We start from the raw sequence: 331 nt of genomic DNA, 5'->3' as shown, positions 1-331 counted from the left end.
GCCGACCTGTGGACCTGGCTGGTCATCGTCGCCCACACCCAGCTCCGCCTGGCCCGCCCGCTGGCCGCCGACCTACGCCGCCCCTGGGAACGCCCCCTGTCCACAACGAAGTTGACTCCAGCTCGAGTCCGCCGTGGGTTCCGCAACATCCGCGCGAAGGTCCTCACCCCAGCCAGAGTGCCGAAACCCTCCCATCCCGGCCCCGGACGGCCACTGGGTTCGAAGAACCGCAAGCCGGCACCCCGCCACGACGTCGGCAAGACCGTTAAACGCGAACCCACGCTCCAAGCCCATCTCGCCGCGCGATGTTAAAGATCAAGCTGATCAAGCT

Annotated in this window: 1 pseudogene; it reads left to right on the top strand. The window is 67.4% G+C overall.

Annotated features, from left to right (window positions below):
• Positions 1-312 (top strand): annotated as a pseudogene (locus ACXJMZ_RS37495) (NF041680 family putative transposase); the annotation flags it as partial.
• Positions 313-331: the final 19 nt, after the last annotated feature.

Source organism: Kitasatospora sp. P5_F3, assembly GCF_054049135.1.
The sequence above is the reverse complement of the archived record's forward strand: the minus strand, read 5'-3'. Positions and strand labels throughout refer to the sequence as shown.